At 62.5% G+C, this 2,236-nt stretch carries 2 protein-coding genes; both read left to right on the top strand.

The features are described 5' to 3' along the window. Window positions 1–140 precede the first annotated feature (140 nt). Window positions 141–1,019, top strand: a complete 879-nt coding sequence (locus tag GY937_16835) for a hypothetical protein (protein ID MCP5058371.1) — start codon at window positions 141–143, stop codon at window positions 1,017–1,019. Continuing rightward, on the top strand, window positions 1,016–2,137 hold the full coding sequence (locus GY937_16830; GenBank protein MCP5058370.1) for a hypothetical protein: 1,122 nt from the start codon (window positions 1,016–1,018) through the stop codon (window positions 2,135–2,137). Before GY937_16835 ends, GY937_16830 begins: the two co-directional genes overlap by 4 nt. The last annotated feature ends 99 nt before the right edge of the window (window positions 2,138–2,236 follow it).

Genomic DNA, 2,236 nt, shown 5'->3' with positions numbered 1-2,236 from the left:
CGCCGGAATCCGGTCTTCCAGCGCTACGTAGCTGAACATCGAACCCTGCTCTCGATCGCTTCCCCGCATTCCCTCTACCCCCGCCTCTTTTCTACCATTTGAAGGAGTGAAGCACGGGGTTTTTCAGCACCCTGCTAAGGGTGGGTCGCCTTCCGCTCGTCTTCCTGGTTCTCCTCGCGTCGTCCGAGGCGCAAGCCGAGTGCTTCGACTCAGATTGCGCGAGCCGGTGTCAATCGACGTCCTATTGCGTCCTCTACTTTCCGGGAGCCGCATCGACCCCACGTTACGTGATCTCCGACCGCCAGGCCGCGCTACGGGACATCTCCACGGACCTGGACGTGGTGACTTTCAAGCATGGCTCTGGTCTCGAGTACACCGCGAATGACTTCACCGAGGACGCGCCCGTGTTCAACGTACTGGCGGCGAACCCGGGAACCAAGTTCATCACGCTCTGCGTCAGCAGTGGCTGCAACGAGGCGCGGCGGCTCTACGATTCGGGCATCTTCGATGGCCGCAACCCGCTGATCCTCGAAGCTGATCCGCACCAGAAGAACTCTCCGATGCCAAGGGAGCTCTCCGCGCGCTCAGGCCCCGAGACCTGGGTGACCTTCTTCACAGGAACCCCCGACGGCGCCTTCTCGGTAGGCCCTCCCTCTTTCGAGGGCGACCCGGAGTTCGAGGTTTTCGAGGTGCAGCTAAACACCTACCCGTACGGGAAGTCCGATGAAGGCTTCGACTACTTCGACCTCTTCTTGGACGAGCACGTCGGCTCGGGATTTGGAGGAGAACGCTCGTCGGAACAGCTCATTCATTCGCAGGTGGAAGCCCCGGAGAGGCTCCAGGGACAGCTGGAGCTGATCCTGACGTACGATGTCAACTACGCTCCGGTCACTCCGGGGGGCGAACCGGTTGTGACCGCGCCCACGGTGGACCCCGGTGGAGGAATCATTGTTCCGTCCAGTGGCGGCGGTGCAGGTGTGGAGAGTCGGCCCCTCTGGTTGGAGAAGATGGGTCGATGAGAACGCTGGGAGTGGCGAGCCTCTTGGTCCTTCTCGTCGGCATTTCCGCCGGGGCGCAGGACATCGGCGATCCGGACATCCGCGCCGCCGCGGAGGCCGCGCCGACGGCGAGCTGGGCTCAGACCTGGGGCGTCGCGAATCACGTGCTCTCAAGCACGCCGGCGGTGGAAGCATCGATGCTCGAAGCCGGTCCGCCCGGGGAGCTTCCTCAAGAATCGGTGCTGGTGATCAAGACGGTGCCAACGCCCTCGCTGCCCGAGGGGATCTATCCGCACGACTACCGGCGCTGCTCGAGCATCCACCTGACGAGCTTGGTTTCGGTCTCCGCGATCGCGGTTGGGAGAGGGGAGTTTCTGCTTCTGGAGACGGAGAAGTCGAACGTTCGCGAGTTCGCGGTTTACTTCATCGTGCACGATCTTGGGACAGAATGGGTCGTCGACAGCAAGTATCTGGCCGATGACTACACGTCGCAGGGTGCGTCCGCGGTCTACAACGTGCAGCTCTGGTCCACCGAGGCGCAGGAGACAATCGATGCAGCCGGGCGGTTCCTAGCGGAGCTTGGGGAGCAGCGTCCTGTCTCCTATCTGAACGCGACGCCGAGGGTGCCACCTCCGGTGTTCGCAAGCTGGGTCAGCCTTAGAGGGTCTGAGCTTACGATGCGTCTCCGCGCGCTCGAGGATGTGTCCGGACTCGATATCACGGCGGTTGCATGGTCTGCGCCCAACCCCACGCCCGAGGTGCTGGTCACCAGTATCGCGTCAGTCCGGGGTTCGGAGCTTGTTTCCATCGATCTCAGTGCGGTCGTGTCCAATCCTTCTGACGTTGAGGTGCAGTTCCACACGGGCGGGCAGAGAGTCGATCAGGTCTTCACGAGCTTCAACGCGTTCGGCGACGGGGCATCGAACTGGCTGCCGTTTGCGAGTAGTGACGGCTCTACGGTTTCGCTTGAGCCCACGACGCCGCCTCCGCTGGTCGCTCCGGTGCCTGGCGGAGAGGCTCGACTGAGTTCCTCAACTGTTCGGATCGAGGCGAGCCTGGCCGGTGCTTCGAGCTTCGTTGGGATGTACACCGAGGTCCTGTTGGCGATCACGAGAAACCGTAGAAATCTGATCATCTAGCCGTGGTCGCGCGCGAGTGCTGGTTTCTCGTCAGAACGGCGAATCGGTGTCGGTCGGATCGGTGTCGAGTTCGCGATCGAGAGCCGCGAGGTAGTGTCT

The sequence above is a fragment of the bacterium genome (genome assembly GCA_024228115.1).
In the GTDB taxonomy this organism is placed as follows: domain Bacteria; phylum Myxococcota_A; class UBA9160; order UBA9160; family UBA6930.
The sequence above is the reverse complement of the archived record's forward strand: the minus strand, read 5'-3'. Positions and strand labels throughout refer to the sequence as shown.

Bases quoted from the DNA above. Each gene is read 5' to 3' on its own strand.
- GY937_16830 (MCP5058370.1), top strand. From the start codon at position 1,016: ATGAGAACGCTGGGAGTGGCGAGCCTCTTGGTCCTTCTCGTCGGCATT.